This window comes from uncultured Methanofollis sp. (assembly GCF_937919355.1).
GTDB lineage: Archaea > Halobacteriota > Methanomicrobia > Methanomicrobiales > Methanofollaceae > Methanofollis.
In genome coordinates this window covers 1-1280 of record NZ_CALFSA010000163.1, presented here as the reverse complement: position 1 = coordinate 1280, position 1280 = coordinate 1, and the positions used below count along the sequence as shown (strand labels likewise).

At 65.4% G+C, this 1280-nt stretch carries 1 protein-coding gene and 1 pseudogene; both read left to right on the top strand.

The annotated features are described in order from the left end of the window. The first annotated feature begins 1 nt into the window (after position 1). Positions 2–949 (top strand): diphthamide biosynthesis enzyme Dph2, encoded by a 948-nt coding sequence (gene dph2, locus Q0520_RS07940; RefSeq protein ID WP_298668546.1) that lies wholly within the window; start codon positions 2–4, stop codon positions 947–949. A gap of 134 nt (positions 950–1083) precedes the next feature. Continuing rightward, a pseudogene (locus Q0520_RS07935) lies at positions 1084–1280 on the top strand (methyltransferase); the annotation flags it as partial.

Genomic DNA, 1280 nt, shown 5'->3' with positions numbered 1-1280 from the left:
ATTGATTCGTGCCGCTGATCTTGCGGAGAGGGTGAAGGCGAAGGGTGCGCGGCGTATCGTCCTCCAGTTCCCTGATGGACTGAAACGCCATGCCGCACCTCTTGTTCGGGCCCTCGCAACCGAAGGCATAGAGGTGGCGGCGGTCGCCGGTGACCCCTGTTATGGTGCCTGCGACCTCGCCCTCGATGCCGTCGCCCTGACCGGTGCCGACCTCCTCGTCCACATCGGCCACGCACCTGTGGAGGAGCGTAAGGGTGTCGTCTACGAATATCTCCCCCTTGACTTCGACCCTGCGGTCGTCTCGGCTGCGGTCCCCCTCCTCTCCAGGAAGGAGGTCGGTCTTGTCACAACGGTCCAGCATGTCCACCTCCTGCCGGGCGTCGCGGCCGCACTTGCCGCGCAGGGTATTGCGGCCGAGGTCGCACCCGGCGGCGGGCGCACCCCCCTGCCCGGCCAGGTGCTCGGCTGCAGTTATGCGAATGCCCGCGCCCTTGCGGCACCGGAGATCCTCTTTGTGGGGACCGGGGTCTTCCATGCGTTCGGTGTCCAGATGGCGACAGGGAAGAGGGTCATCGCCCTCGACCCCTATACCGGCGAGGTACAGGAGGTCTCTGCCGACCGTCTCCTCCGGCGGCGTTTCGCCCTCATCGAGAAGGCGCGGTCTGCGGAGAGCATCGGCATCCTCCTCTCGACGAAGAGCGGGCAGGCGCGGCCTGCGCTCGCCGCCCGCCTTGCCGCCCTCTCGGAGAAGGCGGTCGTGATCACGATGCGCGAGGTTTCGGCAGCGGAGATGATCAACTTCGGGTGTGGCGCCTATGTGAACACCGCCTGTCCGCGCCTCGCCTACGATGACCAGGTCCGCTTCCCCGTCCCCCTCCTCACCCCCCAGGAGTTCGAGATCCTGGTCGGGGTGCGCGAGTGGGGGGAGTACGTCATCGACGAGATCTGAAGAAGGGGATATTTCCTATTTTTTGGCTCTGGAGAGAGCAGTTGTTTGAGCCGATGTATTCTCCCCTCGTCCACCCTCGCAGTTATGACGCCTCCGGTACGTTCATCCCCCTCTCTCCCCAAATAATAGCAGATATGCGCCTGCGGCACCTTGAGATGACACTCCAGAAACTTTCCGGCTTTCCCGCGCCGAAGCCTTCGCTCGAACAATACGCCACGCCGGCGACCGTCGCCGCCCGCCTCCTCCACCATGCGGCGGGGGAGGGTGCGGTCGAGGGGAAACGTGTCCTCGACCTCGGCTGCGGTACCGGGATGCTCGCCTGCGGCGCTGC